General features: G+C 70.0%; 10 protein-coding genes and 2 pseudogenes. 7 read left to right on the top strand and 5 right to left on the bottom strand.

The genetic code is table 11. From position 1 onward, the window contains the following. Positions 1-172 precede the first annotated feature (172 nt). Complete coding sequence (locus Pflav_RS15050; RefSeq protein ID WP_173042435.1) at positions 173-493, top strand: L-rhamnose mutarotase; 321 nt, start codon at positions 173-175, stop codon at positions 491-493. A 237-nt stretch (positions 494-730) separates the two neighbouring features. On the opposite strand, the pseudogene Pflav_RS45560 reads toward Pflav_RS15050, so the two are convergent. Further along, positions 731-1450: pseudogene (locus tag Pflav_RS45560) on the bottom strand (TIGR04222 domain-containing membrane protein); the annotation flags it as partial. Between the two features lie 293 nt (positions 1451-1743). Between Pflav_RS45560 and Pflav_RS15045 the strand changes: the two are divergent. From Pflav_RS15045 to Pflav_RS15035, 5 genes are read left to right on the top strand one after another with little or no spacing between them, the layout of a single operon-like run. Next, positions 1744-6411: a LamG-like jellyroll fold domain-containing protein gene (locus tag Pflav_RS15045; RefSeq protein ID WP_173036730.1), complete on the top strand. Its 4668-nt coding sequence runs from the start codon at positions 1744-1746 to the stop codon at positions 6409-6411. A 56-nt stretch (positions 6412-6467) separates the two neighbouring features. Next, entirely contained in the window at positions 6468-7607 is a 1140-nt protein-coding gene (locus Pflav_RS48710) for a hypothetical protein (protein ID WP_415624320.1), read from the top strand. Beyond that, complete coding sequence (locus Pflav_RS15040; RefSeq protein WP_415624319.1) at positions 7547-12358, top strand: RHS repeat-associated core domain-containing protein; 4812 nt, start codon at positions 7547-7549, stop codon at positions 12356-12358. Before Pflav_RS48710 ends, Pflav_RS15040 begins: the two co-directional genes overlap by 61 nt. Next, a complete protein-coding gene (locus tag Pflav_RS45555) occupies positions 12358-13092 on the top strand; it encodes a polymorphic toxin-type HINT domain-containing protein (protein WP_415624384.1) in 735 nt (244 codons plus the stop codon). Before Pflav_RS15040 ends, Pflav_RS45555 begins: the two co-directional genes overlap by 1 nt. Beyond that, positions 13089-14039 carry a hypothetical protein gene (locus Pflav_RS15035; RefSeq protein WP_173036728.1) on the top strand — a complete coding sequence of 317 codons (951 nt, stop codon included), beginning with the start codon at positions 13089-13091 and terminating at the stop codon, positions 14037-14039. Before Pflav_RS45555 ends, Pflav_RS15035 begins: the two co-directional genes overlap by 4 nt. A gap of 31 nt (positions 14040-14070) precedes the next feature. Here Pflav_RS15035 and Pflav_RS15030 read toward each other — a convergent pair whose 3' ends face one another. The 4 genes and pseudogenes from Pflav_RS15030 to Pflav_RS15015 form a co-directional block, all read right to left on the bottom strand. Next, the gene (locus Pflav_RS15030; protein WP_173036727.1) at positions 14071-14694 is read right to left on the bottom strand and encodes an RICIN domain-containing protein; all 624 of its coding nucleotides are present in this window, start codon (positions 14692-14694) and stop codon (positions 14071-14073) included. A gap of 251 nt (positions 14695-14945) precedes the next feature. Beyond that, the gene (locus Pflav_RS15025; protein ID WP_173036726.1) at positions 14946-15818 is read right to left on the bottom strand and encodes a tetratricopeptide repeat protein; all 873 of its coding nucleotides are present in this window, start codon (positions 15816-15818) and stop codon (positions 14946-14948) included. A gap of 146 nt (positions 15819-15964) precedes the next feature. Beyond that, positions 15965-16495: pseudogene (locus Pflav_RS45550) on the bottom strand (tetratricopeptide repeat protein); the annotation flags it as partial. 968 nt (positions 16496-17463) lie between these two features. Further along, on the bottom strand, positions 17464-18246 hold the full coding sequence (locus Pflav_RS15015; protein ID WP_232071428.1) for a helix-turn-helix transcriptional regulator: 783 nt from the start codon (positions 18244-18246) through the stop codon (positions 17464-17466). Between the two features lie 597 nt (positions 18247-18843). Here Pflav_RS15015 and Pflav_RS15010 point away from each other — a divergent pair. Then, entirely contained in the window at positions 18844-21639 is a 2796-nt protein-coding gene (locus Pflav_RS15010) for an ATP-binding protein (protein ID WP_173036724.1), read from the top strand. The last annotated feature ends 36 nt before the right edge of the window (positions 21640-21675 follow it).

Raw genomic sequence — 21675 nt, 5'->3', positions numbered from 1 at the left:
GCGCGCCGGTCGCCCCGGACCGCTGGCCGTACTTCCACCACGAGCAGGCCGGCAGCTGGTCCTCCACAGTGGATACCTTCACGCTGCCCGCCGGGCGGTACACGATCCGGGCGACGGTCCGGTCCCTGCTGCCGCACACGGTCGACGCCAGCACCGCGCTGTGGGTCCGCTGATGGAGCGCGTCTGCTTCCAGTTGCATGTCCGGCCGGACGCCGTCGAGGAGTACCGTCGCCGGCATGGCGAAGTCTGGCCGGACATGCGGGCCGCACTGAGCGAAGCCGGCTGGCACAACTACAGCCTCTTCCTGCGCCCCGACGGGCTCGCGGTCGGCTACCTGGAGACGCCCGACTTCGCCGCCTCGCTGGAGCGCATGGACGGCCTGGACATCAACACCCGGTGGCAGGCCGAGATGGCGCCGCTGGTCCGCCGCCCGACCGGGCGGCGGGCCGACCAGAGCCTGGAACGCCTGCCCGAGATATTCCACCTCGACTGAGGAGCCGTCCGACACCTTCACCCCAGCGGCGGCGGGCTGACAAAGTCGTCGGTCAACCGCCGCAGCCGCCTCCGCCGCAACCCCCGCCTCCGCCTCCGCCGCCGCCATCCGAGCCGCAGCTGCCTCCCGACGAGCCGCTCCCGCAGCTGGACGAGGAACCCGTCGCGGGGCGGTGGCCAGGTCCTTGCGGACGGCGGCCTCGGCGGCGAAGGCGGGATCGGCCACCCACAGCGCGTTGCTGCCGTAGAGGCCCACGGCGAGACCAGCAGCTGCTGGGCCGTAAAGCCGCCACGACGGGTTCTCGGCAGGGTCCAAGTGCTCGTGGTCGTCGCGCAGCTCCTCCAGGGCGCGGACGCCGGCCCGGGTGCGCCGCGGCCGCCACCGCCACAGGACCACGATGGTCGCGGCCAGCGCCAGCACGGTCAGCAGGAGGAAAACGAGCGGCTTCTCGTTGGCGATGCCGGACAGCAGCCGCAAGACGCCGAGGACCAGCACAGCGGTGAGCAGGTATCGGGCCGTGGTGAGGGCGGCCCGGGTCTGCCCGTCCGGCAGCAGGCCCGCGCGCTCCAGTCTGTCGTCGATCCGGGCGAGTTCCTTAGCCACCCCGGCATCCGCGCGCAGGCTGCCGGGGAGGGCGGACCTGCCGGCGGCGTCGTATACGGCCCGCGCCAGCCGGGTCGCGCGACGTGCCGGCTCGCCGGTCACCAGCAGCTGCCGTTCGGTCGAGACACCCACCGCGTCCGCGCAGCGCAGGGCGGCCAGGGCCGAGTAGACGGCCAGGTCGGGGCCACCTTGCAGGTACGCGACCTCCGAGCTCGCCAGCGTCTTGGCGTTGAACTGGGTGGGACCGGCCAGCGCACGGTACCGGTGTAGGGCGGCGCCGCCGATCGCCGCCGCTGCGAGCAACGCGTACGCCACCGCGAACGTCGCGCTGCTGATCCCCCACGTGTCGCCCATCGCGTACCAGGTCATGGCTGCTCCCCGTGTCGTCGCTGCCTCGTGTTAAACCCCATGGTGGAGGCGCCGCGCCAGTACCTCCGTCGGGATTTGAGGGGAAACTGAGCGATTCACCAGACGCGGGTTCAGGAACCTGCAATCTCAACACGAGATCGTTGACGGCCATCTGATCATCGTGTTGCGATGTGCGCGCCGATGGCCCAGGCCAGCGGCACATCATCGTTTTGTCGCTGCTTTTCCACCGCGCACGTTCGCGTCTTTCACTCAATTTCCTCAGGTCGACGGGGGCCTAGATGACCGGCATCGTTGTATCGATTCCTGCTGCCCGAAGACGGGCATTCCTTCTCGTGGTCGCGCTGACGGTCGGGTTGGGCAGCGCGGTCGTGCTCGCACCACCGGCCACGTACGCCGCGCCGAGCGCACCAACCTGCACCGGGCCAGCGTCGCGGGAACGGGCCGACGAACGGGACGCCACCGCCATCGCGCGGGCCTGCGGCCAGCGGGTCGAGGTGACCGCGCAGCGCGACGAGTACCGGCAGGTGTTTGTCGAACCCAGCGGCGAGACGACCATCGAGCAGTACGCGGTGCCGCAGCGTGCCCGTACCTCGGCCGGCACGTACGAGCCGATCGACACCACCCTCACGGTCCAGGCGGACGGCTCGCTCGCGCCGGTGAACACCCTCGCGCCGGTGCGCTTCTCCGGTGGCGGCGCCGGGCCGTTCGCGACCCTGCGGACGAGCGCCGGGCAGGTGTCGCTGAGCTGGCCGCAAGCGCTGCCCAAGCCTCGGCTCGACGGCGACAGCGCCGTCTACGACAACGTGTTCCCCGACGTCGACCTGCGCGTGCGGGCGACCGGCGACGGGTTCACCCATGTGCTTGTCGTCAAGACCCGGCAGGCCGCCACCCACCCGGGACTGCGGCAGATCGGCTACGGCCTCGCCGCCGACGGCGTCAGCGTCCGGAGTACCGGCGACGGCGGTGTCGAGGCGGTCGACGGCGCCGGCCGGAGGGTCGCGCGGGGCGCCGTGCCGATCATGTGGGACTCCACCGAGGCGACGACGCTGGACACCAAGGCGGTGCCGGGGCTGCGCTCCACGGCCCGCGTCGCGGGCGAGGCGGCCCGTAAGCGTCCGGCGAAGGTACGCCTCGGCCAGAACAAGCTCACCCTCGAGCCGGACGCGGCCCTGCTCTCCGACCCGGCGACGAAGTACCCGGTCTACATCGACCCGGACTGGGACACCGGCTGGTACCACTGGGCGTACTCCAGCGAGGGCGGTCACACCCGCTCGACCGACGTCGGCCGGGTGGGGCGCAACGACGACGGCTCCGGCCTCTACCGCACGTTCATCCGGTTTCCGGTCAACGGCGTGTTCGGCAAGCAGGTCAAGGGCGTCAAGATGTACACGATCCTGAAGCACTCGTGGTCGTGCGGGTCCACGCCGATCAGCCTGTACTTCACCGGCGCGATCGCCAATACCAACCCGGTCGGCTGGTCGCCCGGGCTGCTCCAGCGGCTGGCGACCACGAGCGGCCACGCGCACAAGGGCCCGAACGACTGCGGCAACCAGCCCGACGCCGGCCTGGAGTTCACCAGCAACGAGTTCAAGGGCCTCATCCAGACCGCCGCCGACCAACGGTGGGGGGACATCACCTTCGGGTTCACCGCGCACGACGCGAACGGCGGGGGAGAGTCCACTCAGGACCGGTGGAAGAAGATCGATCCGCCGAACACCAAGCTCTCCGTGACGTACAACAGCATCCCTGGCACGCCGGACCAGCTCAGCGTGGACAACAAGCCGTGCGTGCAGGGCGCCGACCGGGCGGTCGTGTCGACGCAGACGCCGATCCTGCGGGCTCGGGCACTGGACGCGGACCCGGACACGCTCACCGTCCACTACGCCGCCGCGAAGTGGAACGGCAGCAGCTTCGTCGACGTCGCCGGCGGGGCGCAGGGAAGCCTCGGCAACGGCAGCGTCGCCCAGTTCGTGCCCAACCTGCCCGGCGACGGGGTGTACACGTTCCGGGCACAGACGTCTGACCCCAACGGCGGGGTCAGCCCGGTGACGCACGTACCCGGCAACTGCGAGTTCGAGGTCGACCTCACCGCCCCGGCACCCCCGACGATCACCAGCAACCTGTACAAGACCGGCTGCTCGTCCCAGGGCTGCGGCGGGATCGGACAGCCGGACAAGTTCACGTTCGCCAGCTCGCCGGACACGAGGTTCTACCGGTGGGGCTTCACCGACCCACCGTCCACTGTGGCCACACCGGCCGCGATGGGCGGCACGGTGAGCATCGACTGGTCTCCGGAGTCCGGCGGCGCGCGGACGCTGTACGTGCAGGCGGTCGACAAGGCGGGGTGGACCGCGACCAAGACGCTCCAGTTCGTCGTCGCCGGACCGAAACCGGCGATCGCGCGCTGGCGGATGGCCGACCCGGCCGGCAGCACCACACTCGTAGACGAGTCCGGCAACGGGCGCAACGCGACACTGCGCGGCGGGACGCTCGGCGCACCTGGCCGGGTCGTGCGAGGTGACTCGGTCGCGCACTTCAGCGGCGTCGAGAGCGGCGGCGCGACGGCGCCGGACCTGCTCGACACAAGCAAGGCGTTCTCCGTGGCGGCGTGGGCCCGGGTCGCGGACCTGAGCCGCAACCAGGCCATCGCCGCCCAGGTCGGCAGCCGGATGCCCGGCTTCCAGCTCATCTACTTCGCCGAGTGCACCTGCTGGCGCGTCCTCATGGCCGAGTCCGATGTGGACACCGCCGGCAACAAGGAAGCGCGCGCACCGGCCGGCAGCACCCGCGCCAACGTGTGGGCGCACCTCGTCGGCGTCTTCGACCCCACGACCAAAACCATCAAGTTGTACGTCAACGGTGTGCTCGCCGCGACGAGCCCCGGCCCGACCACGCCGTGGAACGCCAACGGCGCGTTCGACATCGGTTGGAACATCTGGACCGCCTGGCCGGTCGACTTCCTCAACGGCGACATCGCCGACCTCCAGGTGTGGGACCGCGCGGTCACCGCACCCGAGGTGGCGGCGATGTACGACCCGCTGTACAACGCGAAGGTCGGCGACTGGACGATGGGCGACGTCGGGCCCGGCCCGACCTACGACGCGTCCGGGATGGCCAACGACCTGAACTTCTGGCCGGACGCCAACATCCCACCCTCGGGCGCCGGACAGTCCGGCACCGGCCTGCGCTTGGACGGCGTGACCGGGTACGCGCAAACCGATGCCCAGGTGGTGAACACCAACCAGTCGTTCACCGTGTCCGCCTGGGCGAAGCTGACCGACACCGCGACGAACCGGGTGGTGGTCAGCCAGGACGGCGCCAACACGAGCGGGTTCCAGCTCCAGTACGCCAAGACGCAGTGCGGCTGCTGGGCGTTCACCATGGCCAACTCGGACGCCAGCAACGCGACCCAGGTCGGTGCCTACGCGGCCGGGGCGCCGGTGCTGAACCAGTGGACCCGGCTCGTCGCGGTGTACAACGCGTTCGACCGGCAGATCTCGCTCTTCGTCAACGGGACGCTCGCCGCGACCGCGCCGGCACCGGCGACGCCGTGGAACGCGGGCGGCGCGCTGGCGATCGGGCGGGCCAAGTCGGGCAGTGCCAACACCGGCTTCTTCAAGGGTGACGTCGACGAGGTGCAGGTGTACGCTGGCGTGACCGTCCGCGACAACCCCGTGCCGATCGCCGGTACCTCCGCCGACCACGCCCGGGACGCGACGGTGACCGTGTCGGCGTCGCACGAGGCGGGCGGCTGGTCGAAGTCGAAGCTCGTCGACGGCGACCGGAACACCGGCTGGACCACGAACGACGGCAGCGCGGTGCCGGCGCACACCGAGTGGGCCGAGCTCTCGTTCCCGACGGCGCGCGTGGTGAACCGGGTCGACCTCTACGGCCGGACCGACGCGCAGAACTTCCCGGCGAACTTCACCATCGAGACCTGGACCGGCACCGCCTGGGAGACCGTGGTGAGCCGGACCGGGCATCCCGCACCGGCGTTGGGCGCGGGACAGCGGTTCACGTTCCTGCCTCGGCTCACCAGCAAGGTGCGGGTACAGGCGACGCAGGTCTCCACCGTCCAGTTGATGGAGATCGAGGTCTTCCAGTCGAGCAACCTCGCCGCCGACGCGGTCGTGACCGCGTCCAGTAGCGTCGAGTCCGACATCTGGAGCCGGACCAAGCTGACCGACTCCCGCCGCGGGCCGACCGGTTGGAGCTCCGGCGACGGCGGCGCCGGCGCCCAGCAGTGGGTGGAGCTGGCGTTCCCGGGCGGGGAGACCCGGCGGGTCAACCGGATCGACCTCTACCCGCGCACCGACGGGACCAACACCGGGTTGCGCTTCCCGACGACGTTCACCGTCGAGGTGTGGACCGGCACCGCCTGGGAGCCGGTCCTGTCGAAGACGAACCTGCCCAACCCGGGAGCGAAGGCGCAGCGGTTCAGCTTCCCCGAACGCTCGGCGAGCAAGGTGCGGCTGCGCGCCGGCGGCTTCGTCGAGCTGGGCGAGATCGAGCTGTACCGGTCGGAGAACCTGCTCGGTGACGCGGTGCCGAGCGCTTCGAACAGCGTCGAGGCCTCGGGCTGGTCGCTGGCGAACGCCAACGACGGGCAGCGCGACGGCATCGGGTTCAGCGCCGGAGCCGGCAGCCAGTGGCTCGCGTTCACCCTGCCGGCGGCTCGGGCGGTCAACAGCGTGACGCTCTACCCGCGTACTGACGCCGGCTCGGCGGGCGTCAACTTCCCGGCGAACTTCACCATCGACGTGAAGGTCGGCGGGGCGTGGCAGAGCGTCGCCAGCCGTACCGGATACCCCAACCCCGGCGGCGCGCCGCAGCAGTTCACCTTCGACACCGTCCAGAACGTCACCGACGTCCGGGTGTCCACGACCTCTACCACCAACTCCGAGTACGCCGAGGTCGAGGCGTACTACCTCGCTCCGACCCAGTGACCGTCGGGAGGCATGTCGTGTTCAGAACCCATGCGCAACGCGTACAACATCGGCGGTTGACCATCAAGCGGACGATTTCGGCCGTGCTTTGCGCGGCGCTGACGGTGACGCTGCTTGAGGTCGTTCGGTCCTCGGCGCCCGAGGAAGATCCGCTGGGCGTGCAGAGCGAGCCGGTCGTCGCCGGCCGGATGGCGAAGGCGGTACCGGCACCAGCGGCCGCGACCGGGACGCCCTACCAGGCCGGCGACGTCCGGTGGCCGGAGTCGAAGACGGTCGTGGTCGACGTGCCGGTGGGCGGGGTCCAGCTGGACGGGCTGCCGATCCACCTGGCGCCGGCCGCCGGCAACGGCGGGTCGCGGGTGCGGTTGGAGGTGCTCGACCAGGAAGCCACCGACTCCGCGGGCGTGGCCGGGCTGCTGCTCGAGATGGAGCGTCTCGACGCCGGGGACGCGCCGACCGAGCTGCGGGTATCGGTGAACTACAGCGGATTCGCCCAGGCGTACGGCGCGGACTGGTCGAACCGGCTGCGCCTGCTGGACCTGCACCATCCCGAGAAGCGGGCACCGGTCGACAACAACGTGAAGACGCGCACGGTATCGGCGGACGTCGCGGTCGCCGCGCAGTCGGCCGGCGGGTCGACGATCGCGCTCGCCGCGGCGCCCGACGGCAAGACCGGCGACTTCTCGGCGACCAGCCTCCAGCCGTCGTCGACCTGGTCGGCGGGGAGCAACACCGGCGACTTCAACTGGACGTACCCGATCCGGACACCACCCGGCCTCAGCGGCCCGGAGCCGGGCATCGAACTGTCCTACAACTCGGCGAGCGTCGACGGCCGGATGGCGGCGTCGAACAACCAGCCGTCGTGGATCGGTGAAGGCTTCGAGTGGGACCCCGGCTACATCGAGCGCCGGTACACCACCTGCGCCGAGGACCAGAAGGATGGCAACAACAGCGGCGAGAAGACCGGCGACCAGTGCTGGGTGACCGACAACGCCACGCTGTCCATGTCGGGCCACGCCGGCGAGCTGATCAAAGAGGCCGGTACCAGCGAGCGCTGGCACCTGCGCGCCGAGGACGGCACCAAGATCGAGCGGAGGTACGGTGCGGGAACGGCGCCCGCAACGGCGAGCACTGGGTGGTCACCACGACCGACGGCACCCAGTACTGGTTCGGCAAGTCAACGCAGTCGACGCTGACCATGCCGGTCGCCGGCAACCACACGAACGAGCCGTGCAAGGGCACCGCGTTCAAAGACTCCTTCTGCACCCAGGCGTACCGGTGGAACCTCGAGTACGTCGTCGACGTCAGCGGCAACACGATGTCGTACACGTACGTCAAGGAATTCAACAAGTACGCGAAGAACAACAAGACCACCGAGGACCCGGTGAGCTACGACCGGTCCAGCTACCTGGAGCGGATCGACTACGGCACCCGCACCGACACCACCGGCGTGCCGTTCTCGGTGAAGTTCGACGTGGCCGACCGGTGCCTGGCCAACTGCTCGGACAAGAAGAACTGGCCGGACACGCCGAAGGACCAGGAGTGCACCGCCAAGCCGTGTAACACCACCGGGCCGACGTTCTGGTCGACGAAGCGGCTCACGACGATCACCGCCAAGGTTTCCGACCGGCCCGTCGAGTCGTGGACGCTGCACCAGTCGTTCCCGAGCCCGGGCGACTCGACCCGGGCCGGCCTGTGGCTCGACCGGATCGCCCACAAAGGACTCGTCGGTGCCGAGGAGACGGTGCCGGACATCTCCTTCGTCGGCATCCAGCTGAACAACCGCGTGGACTCGGACGACCACTCGCCGCCGATGAACTGGTGGCGGATCGAGAAAATCATCAGCGAGTCCGGCGGCGTGACGAAGCTGACCTACTCGGACCGCGACTGCGTCGCCGGATCGCGGATGCCGGACAAGAACGCGTTGCAGAACAACACACTGCGCTGCTACCCGGTGAAGTGGACGCCGCTGGGCTTCGTCGACCCGATCACCGACTACTTCCACAAGTACGTGGTGAACGAGGTCACCGAAGACGACCGGACCGGCGGATCGACCCGGACGATCACGAAGTACGAGTACCTCGGCGCTCCCGCCTGGCACTACACCGACGAGGACGGGATCACCAAGGAGAAGGACAAGACCTGGTCCGGCTGGCGCGGCTACGGCGCGGTACGGGCGACGAAGGGCGATCCGGGGGAGCAGACCTCGGTCGAGACCCGGTTCTACCGCGGCATGCACGGCGACAAGCTGCCCTCGGGCACCCGCAACGTGCAGCTGCCGGCGATCGCGGTGGGCAACATCCCGGCGGTCAACGACGAGGACCAGTACGCGGGCATGACCCGCGAGACCATCACCTACAACGGCCCCGGCGGCGCCGAGGTCTCCGCGGAGGCGACCGAACCCTGGCGGTCGGCGGCGACGGCGTCGCGGAGCACCAACGGGATCACGGTCGAGGCTCGCCACACCAACATCGCGACCGTCCACAAGCGAACCACATTGGACGGTGGCCGGCAGCCGCTGACGTCGAGCATCGCCACCACGTACGAGGGGACCTACGGCCTGCCGACGACGGTCGAGGACCGCGGCTCGCCGGCGGCCGGCGACGAGCAGTGCACGCTCACCGACTACGTGCACAACACCGACAACTGGGTCGTCGGCAAGGAGAGCCGCAGCCGAAAGATCGCCACCGACTGCACCAAGGCGCGCGGCACCGGCCTCGCTGCGTCGGACTTCATCGGCGACGACCGCACCTTCTACGACGGCAAGGCATTCGGCGCGGCGCCGAGCCGCGGTCTGGCCACCCGGACCGAGGGCCTGAAGTCCTACAACAACGGCACGCCCGAGTACTACCGCAAGACCGAAACCGTGTTCGACGCCCACGGGCGGGCCGTCCAGGCCACCGACCTGAAGGGCACGACAAGCACCGCGTACACGCCGGTCAAGGGCGGCCCGGTCACCCAGACCATCGCGAAGAACATCCTCGACTGGGAAACCACGACGACGTTCGAGCCCGCGTGGAACCTGCCACTGTCCATCGTGGACTTCAACAGCCGCCGCACGGACCTTGCCTACGACGGGCTCGGGCGGCTGACCAAGGTGTGGATGCCGGGTCGGGACAAGAGCCAAAACCAGAGCCCGAGCACGACGTACGCGTACAAGATGCGCAACGACGCGGCGACCACGGTGACGACGAGCAAGCTCGGCCCGAACGGCGGGTACATCACCTCGTGGTCGCTGTACGACGGGTTGCTGCGGCCACGGCAGTCGCAGAAGTTCGACGCCGCCGGCAGTGGCAAGGGTGTGTTCACCGACGCGATCTACGACAGCGCCGGACGCAAGGTGCGCAGCAACGACGAGTACCTCGGTGCCGTCGCGCCCAACGGCGACCTCTACGTCCACAGCGCTTCGGTGATCCCCGGACAGACGACGACCGTGTACGACGGTGCCGGCCGGACCACCGCCGAGGTCTTCAAGGTCGACGTGCCGTCCGGCGGGAGCCCGGGTGGCATCGAGAAGTGGCGTACGCGCACTGTCTACGGCGGTGACCGCACCCACACCGTGCCGCCGTCCGAGCTTGGACCGACCTCGATGGTGGCGCCGCCGTCGAGCACGGCCAAGACGACGATCGTGGATGCGCTGGGCCGGACGACCGAGCTGCGGCAGTACCACGCGGGGGCGACGATCGGCAGCGCCAACCCGGCCGACTACGACGCGACGAAGTACGAGTACAACCGCAAAGACCAGATGGTCAAGATCACCGACCCGGCCGGCAACGCCTGGTCCTACGAGTACGACCTGCGTGGCGACCAGACCGCCAGTGTGGACCCGGACAAGGGCCGTACCGAGATCACCTACTCCGACGCCGGCGAGAAGCTGACCACAAAGGACGCTCGTGGCGTAGTCCTCGCGTACACGTACGACGCGTTGGGTCGCAAGACGAGCATGCGGGACGACTCGGCGACCGGTCCGCTGCGGGCGCAGTGGGAGTACGACGCGACGTTCAACGGCACGTCGGTCAAGGGGCAGATCGTCAAGTCGACCCGGTGGACGGGCGGCCAGGCGTACAGCAAGGAGAACCGCACCTTCACGGCCGACTACCAGGCCAGCGGGGTGCGGTACACGGTCCCGACCACCGAGCAGGGACTGGGCGGCACGTACGACTACGTCTACACATTCCACCCGGACGGCTCGCCCAAGACGATGCGGCTGCCGCTGACCGCTGACCTCAAGCTCGAGACGATCGAGTACGAGTACGACGGCCTGGGTCGGCCGATCAAGGAGCACAGCAGCTACGGCACGGCCCCGAAGACCACCCTGGTCGAGTCGACCGAGTTCACCTCGTTCGGCGAGACGGGCAAGGTCGTGCTGCGCAACAACGGCGGCAACAGCGTCGACATCGTGCGCCAGTACGAGGCCGCCACCCGTCGCCTCGTCCAGATCAAGACCGTCAAGCAGACCTCGCCGACGCTGATCTCCGACATCGCGTACACGTACGACCTGGCCGGCAACATCACGAAGATCGCAGACCAGGCCTCCGGTGACACGCAGTGTTTCGCCGTCGACGAGTTGCGCCGCCTCACCGAGGCGTGGACCCCGGGCAACGGCGACTGCTCGCCGGCCAACCGCAGCGAGGCCAACCTCGGCGGCCCGGCGAAGTACTGGCACAGCTACCGCTACGACAAGGTCGGCAGCCGCACCCAGCTCGTGGAGCGGCCCACCACCTACGGGAAACGCACCACCGACTACAAGACCAACGCGGGCAACCACACGCTCGCCAGCACCACGACCACGGACAACAGCGGTGCCCGCACCGCGTCCTACACCTACGACGAGACGGGCAACCTGCGCAGCCGGCCCACCGAGTCGGCCGGCAAGCAGACAATCACCTGGGACAACGAGGGCCACGAGGCCAGCAGCACGGACAGCGCCGGCACCACAAGCTACATCTACGACGCCGATGGTGAACGGCTCATCCGTGACGACCCGGCCGGCAAGACGCTCTACCTGCCCGGCCAGGAGCTGCGGTACACCAAGTCAGGCGGAGCCAAGACCTGTACGCGCTACTACACGCACGGCGCGATGGCCGTTGGCACCCGCAACGCAGCCGGTCTGACCTGGCTGACCACCGACGACCACGGCACCGCGACCGCCCTGGTCAACGCCGTGAGCCAGGCGGTGTCAGCGCAGCGCGAGACCCCGTTCGGTGACACGCGCGGCAGCGCCGGGGCGGTACCGGCCGGCTACGAACGTGGCTTCGTCGGCGGAACCGATGACAACACCGGGCTCACCCACCTCGGCGCCCGGGAGTACGAGTCGAGCACCGGCCGGTTCATCTCGGTCGACCCCGTCATCGACACGGCCGATCCGCAACAGATGAACGGGTACGCGTACGGCAACAACAACCCGCTGTCGTTCACCGATCCGGACGGACGGTTCTCGATCGGTGGCGCCCTGAAGAAGGCCGGCAACGGCATCGCCAAGGCGGCGTCCACGGCTGGCAACTTCGTCAAGGATGTCGCGGTCAGCACCGTCAAGTCGATCAAGGAGGACCCACTCAAGTTCGCCACCGGCCTGGTGGTGGGCGCGGTGGTCACGATCGCGGTCGCCTCGGTCTGCGCGACAGGTGTCGGCTGCCTCATCCTGGCCGGCGCGATCGCCGGTGCGGCCGCCGCCGGCGCGGAGTACGGCGTCGACGTCGCCCAAGGGAGAAGGAGTTCTCCGCCGGCGAGCTCGGCAAGGAAATGGCCATCGGCGGTGCGATCGGCGCACTCGGCGCCGGCGCGGGCGTCGTCGGCGGCAAGGTCTTCAGCAAGGTCAAGGGCGCGTTCGGCAAGTCGGACGACCTCGCCGAAGAGGTCAGCGAGGACGCGGCCGCGGCATCGCGGAAATCCGACGGGCTGGACTGCAACCCGGTGCACAGCTTCGCCCCGTCGACGCTTGTGCTGATGGCGGACGGGACGACTCGGCCGATCAGTGAGGTCAAGGTCGGTGACGTGGTCCTGGCCGCGGACCCGGCGACCGGGGAAACCGCAGCCCGTCCGGTGACGCAACTGCACGACAACACCGACGTCGATCTGACCGAGCTCACCGTCGTCACCAGCGACGGCGAGAACGAGACGATCAGCACGACCTGGCACCATCCCTTCTGGGACGAGACCGACCAGCGCTGGGTCGACGCCGGCAAGCTCGAAAACGGGCATGTCCTGCGGACCAGCGACGGTCGGCTGGTCACGGTGCTGGAGGTCCGCAACCGGCTGGGCAGCGCCCAGATGCGCGACCTCACCGTCGACGACCTGCACACCTACTTCGTGGTCGCGGACGGCTATGCCATCCTGGTCCACAACGTCAACGAGGTTTGCCCGGTCCACCCGGACGATCCCAGCGCGAAACCCTTCCACGGCAGGGATCCCGACTGCACCTGCCCGAAGTACCTCGACCAGGATGATCTTCGCAACGGTCGGACGAACCAGCTCGGACAGCATCCGCAGGAGCGAAACGAGGAGATCAGGCAGCAGCGTACCCAGAGCGAGTCCCGGGCCAGGGGGACGGGCGGCATCGTCAAGCAGTTCAAGGCCGAGGGGGGTTCGCCGTGGGCGCTCCTCGCCGCACTGACGGCGTACTGGGTAATCACGGCCCTTAAAAAGGCCTTCAAAAAGTTCTTCAAAGGCAAAGAGTGGTGATTGAAGCAGCGGGGGAGCGACCGACCACCAGCGTCGGTCGCTCCGTTGCCCGGTACCTCCAGCAGCGGCGCCTGCCCAACCTTGTCCCGCTGCTGTTGCGCAACCAGCGGGCGATCGACAGCCTGGGCACGCAGGCGTTCGTCATCGCCGCCCGCCGCAAGTTCCGCCGCGGACCTGTCGAGCCAGTCGAGGCGTATGCCACCGAGGCCCTGCGGCGCACCGGAAATGCCGCTACGCCGGCCGCCGTCGCCGAGGGGGTCCGGGCGCTGAACGCCTGCCTGGACCCCGACGGTTCGCGGCAGCCTCCGGTCAGCAGATCGATCGGTGGTCCTCTGCTGTTCGACCTCATCGACGTGCAGCACATGGACGGAACCGACATCGACGCGCTGGTGGCGGCCGCCGAGCACCGGGTGCGACACACTCGCAGTCCCGGCTACCGAGCGGTGCTCCGCGCGCGGCGCGGCGGCACGCCACCGGCAGGCCCGCGACCACGATCGATCGTCGGCGCGCAGCTGCGGGCGCTGGCCCGCTACGACATCGATACGGTGCAGGCGCTCCCGGACGACCCGTCGTACGACTTCGTGCTTGCCGCCGCCGCGCACGCGTGCGAGGCGGCGGTACGGGAGCGGTTCGGCGGCGGTCGTCACGACGAGATTCCGGCGTTCTGCCGCGAGGTCAGCCGCCGACAGCAGGTACCCGCGATCACACCCAACGAGGCCCTCAATGTAGTGCTCGACGCGCTCGGTGAGACCGCCCCGTACGAGGCGGCCGACCAAGACCTCCAAGCGCAGATCCGGCTCGCGGTCTTCGCCAGAGCCGTCGACGACCTCGGGCTCTTCGACCGCGAGCTGGTATCACTCATCCGCAGTGCGGAGGACGCCGCCGAGGCGGAAGGCCACGCGCTGTCACCGTGGCCGTCACCGCCGAGCCCAGGCGAATCGCACTGACCCGGGTCGACGGTGACGGGACGACTAACCGCTAGTGGAAGTACCAGAAGTGGTCGTCTTGGAGGCTACAGGTGAAGACCGTCAGCCGAGTGTCGTTGGCCGTGGAACGGTAGCCGGAGACGTCAAGGCAGAGGCCGCTCTTGTTGTTGACGATGTATTCGAGCCCGGTAGCTGTCGTCGTGAAGTACCACAATTGGTTGTCGCCATGGGTCAGCTGACAGGTGAACTCGCTGACTGGCGTACCCGGGCTCACCGTGCCATAACCCGGTAGGTCCAGGCAGACGTTGGTCCCGTTGAGCTGCTTGGCGTTGCGAATAGTGAACAGATAGGTCTCGTTGGGGTGCGGGTCGCGGTACCACATCTGGTTATCCGCGCCGCCGTAACGGCAGTCGTACTGAGTGACCGGCGCGTCCAGCCATCCGCCGTCGAGGTTCGGCAGGTCCACGCACTTGTTGGTGTAGAAATTCCTGATCTGGAAGGGCCCGAAGCAGCCCCAGGGCGACTCACATGGGGGCACGGCCGCGAGCTGCGCCGCGGCGGCCGTGGTCGCGCTTGGGCCGCTCGTGCCACGACTTTCCGCCTGAGCAGGGGCACCCAGCCCGACCAACGCCACGCTGAGCGCGGCGACGGCAAGTAATTGCCCAAGTCGTCTCATGTGGATCCGTCTCCATTTCCCCGTTGATGACTCTTAGACCGGCGGATTTGGCCAATACCGCCTTGTGTAGAGTCCGGCGCCGGACTAGACCCACGCTACCGTGTATTTAGATTCACCGATTATGTCCTGGATCACAGCCGGTGCGACCATCTGGTCGTGCGCCTTGCGTTAGTCCCGAGATTTCAGCAATTCACGCAATGGTCAGAGATCCGGGATTGACCGCGCCGCACAGTAGGTCTCGCACCGCGATCCTAGAGGCTTGCGCGGATTTCGCGCGCCTCGACCGCCGCTATTTCTGCCTCTTTCCGCAGGCCCAGCTTTTCCAACCGGAGCGAGTGGCTTTTCAGCGTTGCGGCGAGGATGGGTAGGTAGGCGGTGGGGTTGCCTTTGGCCAGCCGGCGGCCGATGGTGATTGTTTCCTCGATCGCGGTCAGCTCCTCCTGCCACCGGCCCAGCTCACCCAACCGGTTCGAGAGATTCTCCAGCGACATCGCGAGTTTGGGCAGGTAGGCTCCGGCGTTGGCTTGGGCGAGCTGGCGGTAGATGGTGACGGCTTGCCTGATCGCGGGCAACCCCTTCTGCGGCCGGCCCAGCTCACCGAACCGGTTCGAGAGGTTGTTCAGCGACATCGCGAGGATGTGCAGGTGGGCGTCAGGGTTGGCTTCGGCGAGCTGGCGAGAGATGGCGACCGTTTCCTTGGCCGCGGCCAACCCCTCCTCCCGCAGGCCCAGCCCGGCGAACTGGAGCGAGAGGTTGTTCAGCGCCCTGGCGAGGTTGTGCAGGTGAGCGGCGGGGTTGGTTTCGGCGAGTTGGCGGTAAACGGCGACGGCTTCCTCGCTCGCGGCCAACCCCTCCTCCCGCAGGCCCAGCCCGGCGAACCGGATCGAGAGGTTGTTCAGCGCCCCGGCGAGGTTGGGTAGGTAGGCGGCGGGGTTGGTTTCCGCGAGCTGGCGGAAAACGGCGACGGCTTCCTCGATCGCGGTTAACCCCTCCTCCTGCCGACCGAGCTCACCCAACCAGACCGAGAGGTTGTTGAGCGACATCGCGAGGTTGTGCAGGTGGGCGTCGGGGTTGGCTTCGGCGAGCTGGCGGTAGGCGGCGACGGCTTCCTCGGTCGCGGCCAATGCCTCTTCCCCCGGCCGAGCCCGCCCAATTGGGTCGCGAGGTTGTGCAGGGATGTCGCGAGGTTGTGCAGGTAGGCGTCAGGGTCGGCTTGGGCGCGCTGGCGGTATGTGGCGACGGCTTCTTCGCTCGCGGCCAATGCCTCTTCCCGCCGACCCAGTCGACCCAACAAGACCGAGAGGTTGTTCAGCGACATCGCGAGGTGGTGAGCGTCGGGGTTGATTTCGGCGAGTTGGCGGTATGTGGCGACGGCTTCCTCGCTCGCCGCCAATGCCTCTTCCCGCCGGCCGAGCTCACCCAACTGGGCCGCGAGGTTGTTCAGCGACATCGCGAGGTTGCGGGCATCGGGGTCAGCGTCGGCCAGCTGGCGGAATGCGGTGACGGCTTCTTCGCTCGCGGCCAATCCCTCTTCCTGCCGGCCCAGCTCACCCAACAGGCCCGAGAGGTTGTTCAGCGACCTCGCGAGGCCGGGCAGGTGGGTGCCGGGGTCGGCTTCGGCCAGCTGGCGGTAGATGGTTACGGCTTCCTCGATCGCGGCCAACCCGTCCTCCCGCCGACCCTGCTCAGCCAGCCGGACCGCGAGATTGTTCCGATCGAGGGCGTACCGGCCCAGCTCCTCTGGGGTCTCCGCGACCTGCGACGCCGACGGCGGATCGAAATCGAGCCCTAACGGATCCATGAACAGCCCCCGTATCGCGGCGAAGATTCACGCCGTGCTAACCCGGAATCCAGCCTAGAACGGGTCGCCAAACGGCCCGCCGCGCTGCGCGTGGCCGGCCGCCGAGAGGTTTCCGGTCAGGGGCGCGGCACGCCGGCGCGTACCAGTGCGTCCAGGGTTCGCGCGCCACCTGCCAGACCGTGTCGCGCATGACGATCTCCACGACGATCGACCGGTCGATGGCACCGGGGATCGGTGGACTGCCGTCGATGGTGTATTCGTTGGTGCCGGCCCAATGCTCCGCCCGAACCCGATACCCGCGGCTGCGCGATTGCGCACGAGGTGTGCCCAAAGCACAAGCCCGGCAACGGATACGGCGATCCGTGCTGGGCTCGTCCGTCCTGATCGGACAGTTGATGTGGTACCGCCAGGGTCGGTGTAGCATTCGATTTCTTTGGGATGGGATATTTTCCCCGGTCCGCGTCAGCCGCTGACCGTATGCTCCCGCGGGCACCGCGCAGGTCGGCGGCTCGCTGGCGCTCGCCGAGTTCCCCAACCTGCGCGGTCGGGTTGGTGCGTGAGAGATCGTGGTGTGGAACCGCCCCCGGAGGGGCACTTCCATACCATGATCTGCCAGACGGCGGCCCGTCGTAACGTCGATCAAGGCAAAGCGAGTGAGCTTGGCCAACCGCGGAGGGTGAGGCCGCGGGAGCGACGGTCCGGACCACGACGGACGTCGCGGTAGCTCAATTCTTTGTTTGGTTTTGGATCTTTATACCCGACATGACGCCAAGGCCACCCCAACTCCCAAAGCGCTCTACACGCAGGTACCGCAGAAGGGGTCGAGCGCCGGGGCATGGTGCCGGTGCCCGTGCCGGTGCCGATCGGCTCCGACTGGGGCACCGGGTCGGCACCGGCCATCGCGGGCGGCGCGGCGAGCGCCAGCGCCGCCACGAGCGCTACCAGGACGGGTATCCGTGAGAGTCGGTTCATCGGGTCTCCTCAACTGCTGTCGCCGGGCCCACACCCGGCGGATCGATCAGGCCCTGCGCGCCGATGGCGAGCCCGAGCTGGAATCGGTTGTCCACGCCCAGCCGGTCCATCAGGTGCCGGAGCGTGTTGGACACGGTGCGCTGGCTGAGCCGCATCGCCTGGGCCGCGCTCGCGTCGGTATGCCCCAGCGCCAGCAGGCGCATCAGGTCTCGTTCTCGTTCGGTGAGCGATGTTCGCGGCACGGGCAGCTCCTGCCGAATCAGGGCGGCTTCCCATCGCCGTTCGAAAAGGGCGATAAGCGCGGCGATGACCGCCTCGTGGGTGATCTCCAGATAGCCGTGGTCCAGGTTGTCCGGACTGACCGGCAGGAACGCCGTACGGCGGTCCATCACGATGAGCTTCGTCGGTGTCTCGGCTGTCTGCCGGTACTCCGGGCGCGGCTCGTCGGCCTGCCGGCCGTGCGCGAGCAGCGGGTCCTCGGCGTCCGCCGGCAGTGCGCCGAGCACCCGCATGCGTACGCCGCGGCCCAGCAGAGTCCGGTCCATCGGCACGGCGGACCGGGCCGACGCGGCCTCGTACGCCCGCTCCGGCTGCATCGCCAGGTGCTCGTGCCGCACGGCGCCGACCAGCGCGGCGAGCCGGGTCCGGGTCAGCTCCCGGCTGGGCAGGTGGCGTATGCCGTCGTCGAGCCGCACCGGGTGTGGCAGCACGCGGTGGACCGGTCCCGTCTGGTCGCTGCGCCGGACGACCGAGTGCTGCCGCTCGCGTAGCGCCGGCAACACACTTTCCGGCCCCCGACCTCCAGTGCGTCGCGCGCCGGCCGCCGCCGTGGCGGTGGTCGACCGCGCCCGCCGAGAGCAGCTCGTCCAGGCCGCGGGCGACCCGTTGCCGGGACAGGCCGAGGCTACGCTCAAGCTGCCCGGCTGTCTGTGACCCGAACATGAGCATGCAGCGGTACATGAGATCCGCGTCCGCGGACAGGCCCCAGACGGCGAGCGAGGGCGCTGGCGGACCGAGCGGGACCCGGTCAACGTGCCGCATCCGTACCCTCATCACGACGCTCAGGGAAGCACCGCGCCGCGCCGTCGCTCGGTGCCGTTACCGTTCCGTGATTCGGTGGTGCGCAATCGCGCAACCCACCCGAGCGACGAGGGCTCATCCCGTGCCTCCTGCCGACACCCAGGGCGACCGGGTCCGGTCCGCCTGCGCCAGCGTGCTGCCTCGCGCGCGCGGAAGGTATCCGTGAAACTACGCAACGATCGGGCCCTATCCTTAGGCCCGAGGCAGCGAAACGGTCCGGGGCAGCGAAACGGTCCGAGGCAGCAAGCCCGTGGGGAGGCGCTGTGGCCGCAGGCCCGCCGAGCGCTGGTGCGCCGGTGACCCTGGTCGGTCGCGCTACCCAGCTGGAGGCGCTCGACGCGGCCGTGGCGACCGCGGCTGGCGGCCGGTTGGCGGCAGTCGTGCTGCACGGCGAGCCGGGGATCGGCAAGACCAGCATGATGCGGGAGCTTGAGCGGCGGGCGGCGGCGGCCGGGCTGCTGGTCTGCGCCGGCCAGGCCACCGAGTTCGAGCAGGACGTGCCGTTCGCGACGTACGCGGAGGCCCTGCGGCCACTGCTCCACGACGGCGCGACCGAAGAGGCCGCCGCCGTGCGGCGCGCCCTCGACGGCCACGGGCTGTACGCAGGGCCGGGCTCCTCGGTCGACCGGGCGCGGATCTACTCGCGCGTGCGCGGGCTCCTCGACGCCGCCCACACACCCGGTGTCGCGCTGCTGCTGGACGACCTGCACTGGGCCGACGAGCCGTCGCTGGAGCTGACCGAGTACCTGATACGTAAGCCGCCACGGCGACCGGCGCTTGTCGCGGTCGCCTTCCGTACCGGGCAGCCACCGTCCGGCGTGGTCAAGGCGATCGCGCACGCCGGCCCGGCCGCCACCCACATCAGCCTTTCCCACCTCGGGCCGGACGACGTCGACGCGCTGCTGCCGGAGCTGCCCCGGCACCGGCGCGCGCTGATCCTGCGGGCCAGCGGCGGCAACCCGCTCTACCTCCAGGTCCTGTCCCGACTCCGCGGCGACACGCTCGCCGCGCTGGTGGACAACCACGATCTCGACACGTCGGAGAGCCAGGTCCTCACCGGTCTCGTCACCGACATCGCGGACCTCGACGAGCGGGTGCGGCGCGTCGCGTACGCGGCGGCCGTCGCCGGTGACCACGCGCCCTTGGACCTCGTCGCGTACGTGGCGGAGCTGCCGGTCGACGAGGTCATCGAGGGCGCCGACGAGCTACACCGGCGAGGGCTGATGGACGTGGACGCGGCGCAGCTGCGGTTTCGGCATCCGCTGGTGCGCGCCGCCGCCCACGAGCTGGCCGGTCCGGCGTGGCGGGTCACCGCACACGCCCGCGCCGCGGTCCATCTGCGCGCGAATCACGGTCCGCGGCAGGTGGTGGCGCACCATGCCGAGCGCTCCGCCCAGCCCGGCGACGAGGCGTCCGCGGAGATCCTGATCGAGGCGGGACTGGCGTTCACGTACGGCGCGCCGGCACAGGCCGCCCGCTGGCTCGGTGCCGCGCTGCGCCTGCTGCCCGACGGTCACCCCCTCGGCGGCCGGCGTCCGACCGTGCTGCTCCAGTACGCCCGCGCCCTGGGCCTCGGCGGCGACCTGGAGCGCAGCCAGGAGGTGCTGCGCGAGCTGGCCCGGGCCGGCGAGCCGGTGCGCACCGAGGCGGCGGCGTTCCGCGCGGTCGTCGCCCGCCTGCTCGGCCACATCGACGACGCGGCCGCCCTGCTCACCGCCCAGCTGCACGCGGAGCTGCCCCCGTACGCCGAGGCGAAGCTGCACGTGGAGCTAGCCGCGATCGGCGCCCTCCGCGAGGACGGCCACGCCACCGCGCGTCACGCCGAGCGGGCGCTCACCCTGCTCGACGCGGACCGTCCAGCGCTCGCCGCCGCGGCGCGGGCGTTGCGTGCCTTCGGCGCTCTCTACGGCGGGGACGTCGCCGCCGCCCGCGGCCACGCCGCCGCGGCGACCGAGCTTGTGGACGCCACCACGAACGCGGCCCTGCGCCCGCACGTCGAGCTGATCGGCCCGCTGGCGTGGGTCCACCTTCAACTCGGGGACGTCGTGGCGGCCGCCCGTCAGCTGGACCGGGCGGCCGACGTGGTGGAGAGCGGCCGGAGCAGCGCGGTGCCGTACCTGCTGGTCGTACGCGCCGCCCTGGAGACCCGACTCGGGCGGCTGGCGGCGGCCGTCGAGCTCGCCGAGGAAGCCGTGGCCGCGGCCCGCCGGATGGGCAGCGTGGAGATGCTCGCCATGGCCGAGGCGGTGTCGCTGCGCCCGCTGCTCTGGACCACCGGACCGGCCAGCGCGATCACCGTCGCCGACCGGCTGGCCGCGACCGAACGACCGCGCTCGCGGATGTGGTGGCGGGTGGCTCAGGTCTCGCTCGCGGTCGCCCGCATGGCCGCCGGGGAACCCGAAACCTGCCTGGGGATCGTCTCCGGACCGGAGGCGGCCTGGCCGGCCGGGCCGCCCACCGCGGTGCCGCGGGACGTGCTGCGCGCCGTCGCGCTGGCCAGGTCCGGCGACCTCGACGCCGCCGAGCGGTACGCCCGCCGAGCCGGAGCGCTGGCCGGGGCCGCCGACCTCGTCTACGAGACGGGCTGGGCCGGCTACGCGCGGGCGTACGTGGCCGCTCGTGCGCGGCGATTCGACGAGGCCGCCGCGCGCGCCGAGACCGCCGCGACGCACCTCGCCGCCGCCCGGACACCGGTCGAGGAGGCGCTCGCCCGCCACCTCGCCGGCCTCGCGTACGCGCGCGGTGGCCGGGCCGCACACGCCCGCGTCGCGTTCGGACAGGCGGAGGAGGCCTACGAGGCGTGCGGGGCGACGTGGCTGCGGGCGGTCCTCGACCGGGACCGGGCCGCGGCGCCAGGCCGCGTCAAGCGCGACGCGGGCACGCCGGCCACCGGTGCCGCCGCCCTCTCAGCCCGCGAACGCGAGATCGCCGAGCTGGTACGGGCTGGCCTGACGAACCAGGAGATCGCGTCCCGGCTCTTTCTCAGCCGCCGTACCGTCGAGTCGCACCTCTCCCGCGTCTTCGCCAAGCTGGGCGTCCGGTCGCGCACCGCGATGGCGGGCCGCTTTACCAGCGACTTCCCGGACGAGTAGCGCACCCGCGCGGCGCTCTGCCTCGCGGGTGCGCGT

This window comes from Phytohabitans flavus, assembly GCF_011764545.1.
Lineage (GTDB): Bacteria > Actinomycetota > Actinomycetes > Mycobacteriales > Micromonosporaceae > Phytohabitans > Phytohabitans flavus.
This window is presented reverse-complemented; position numbering and strand designations above follow the sequence as displayed.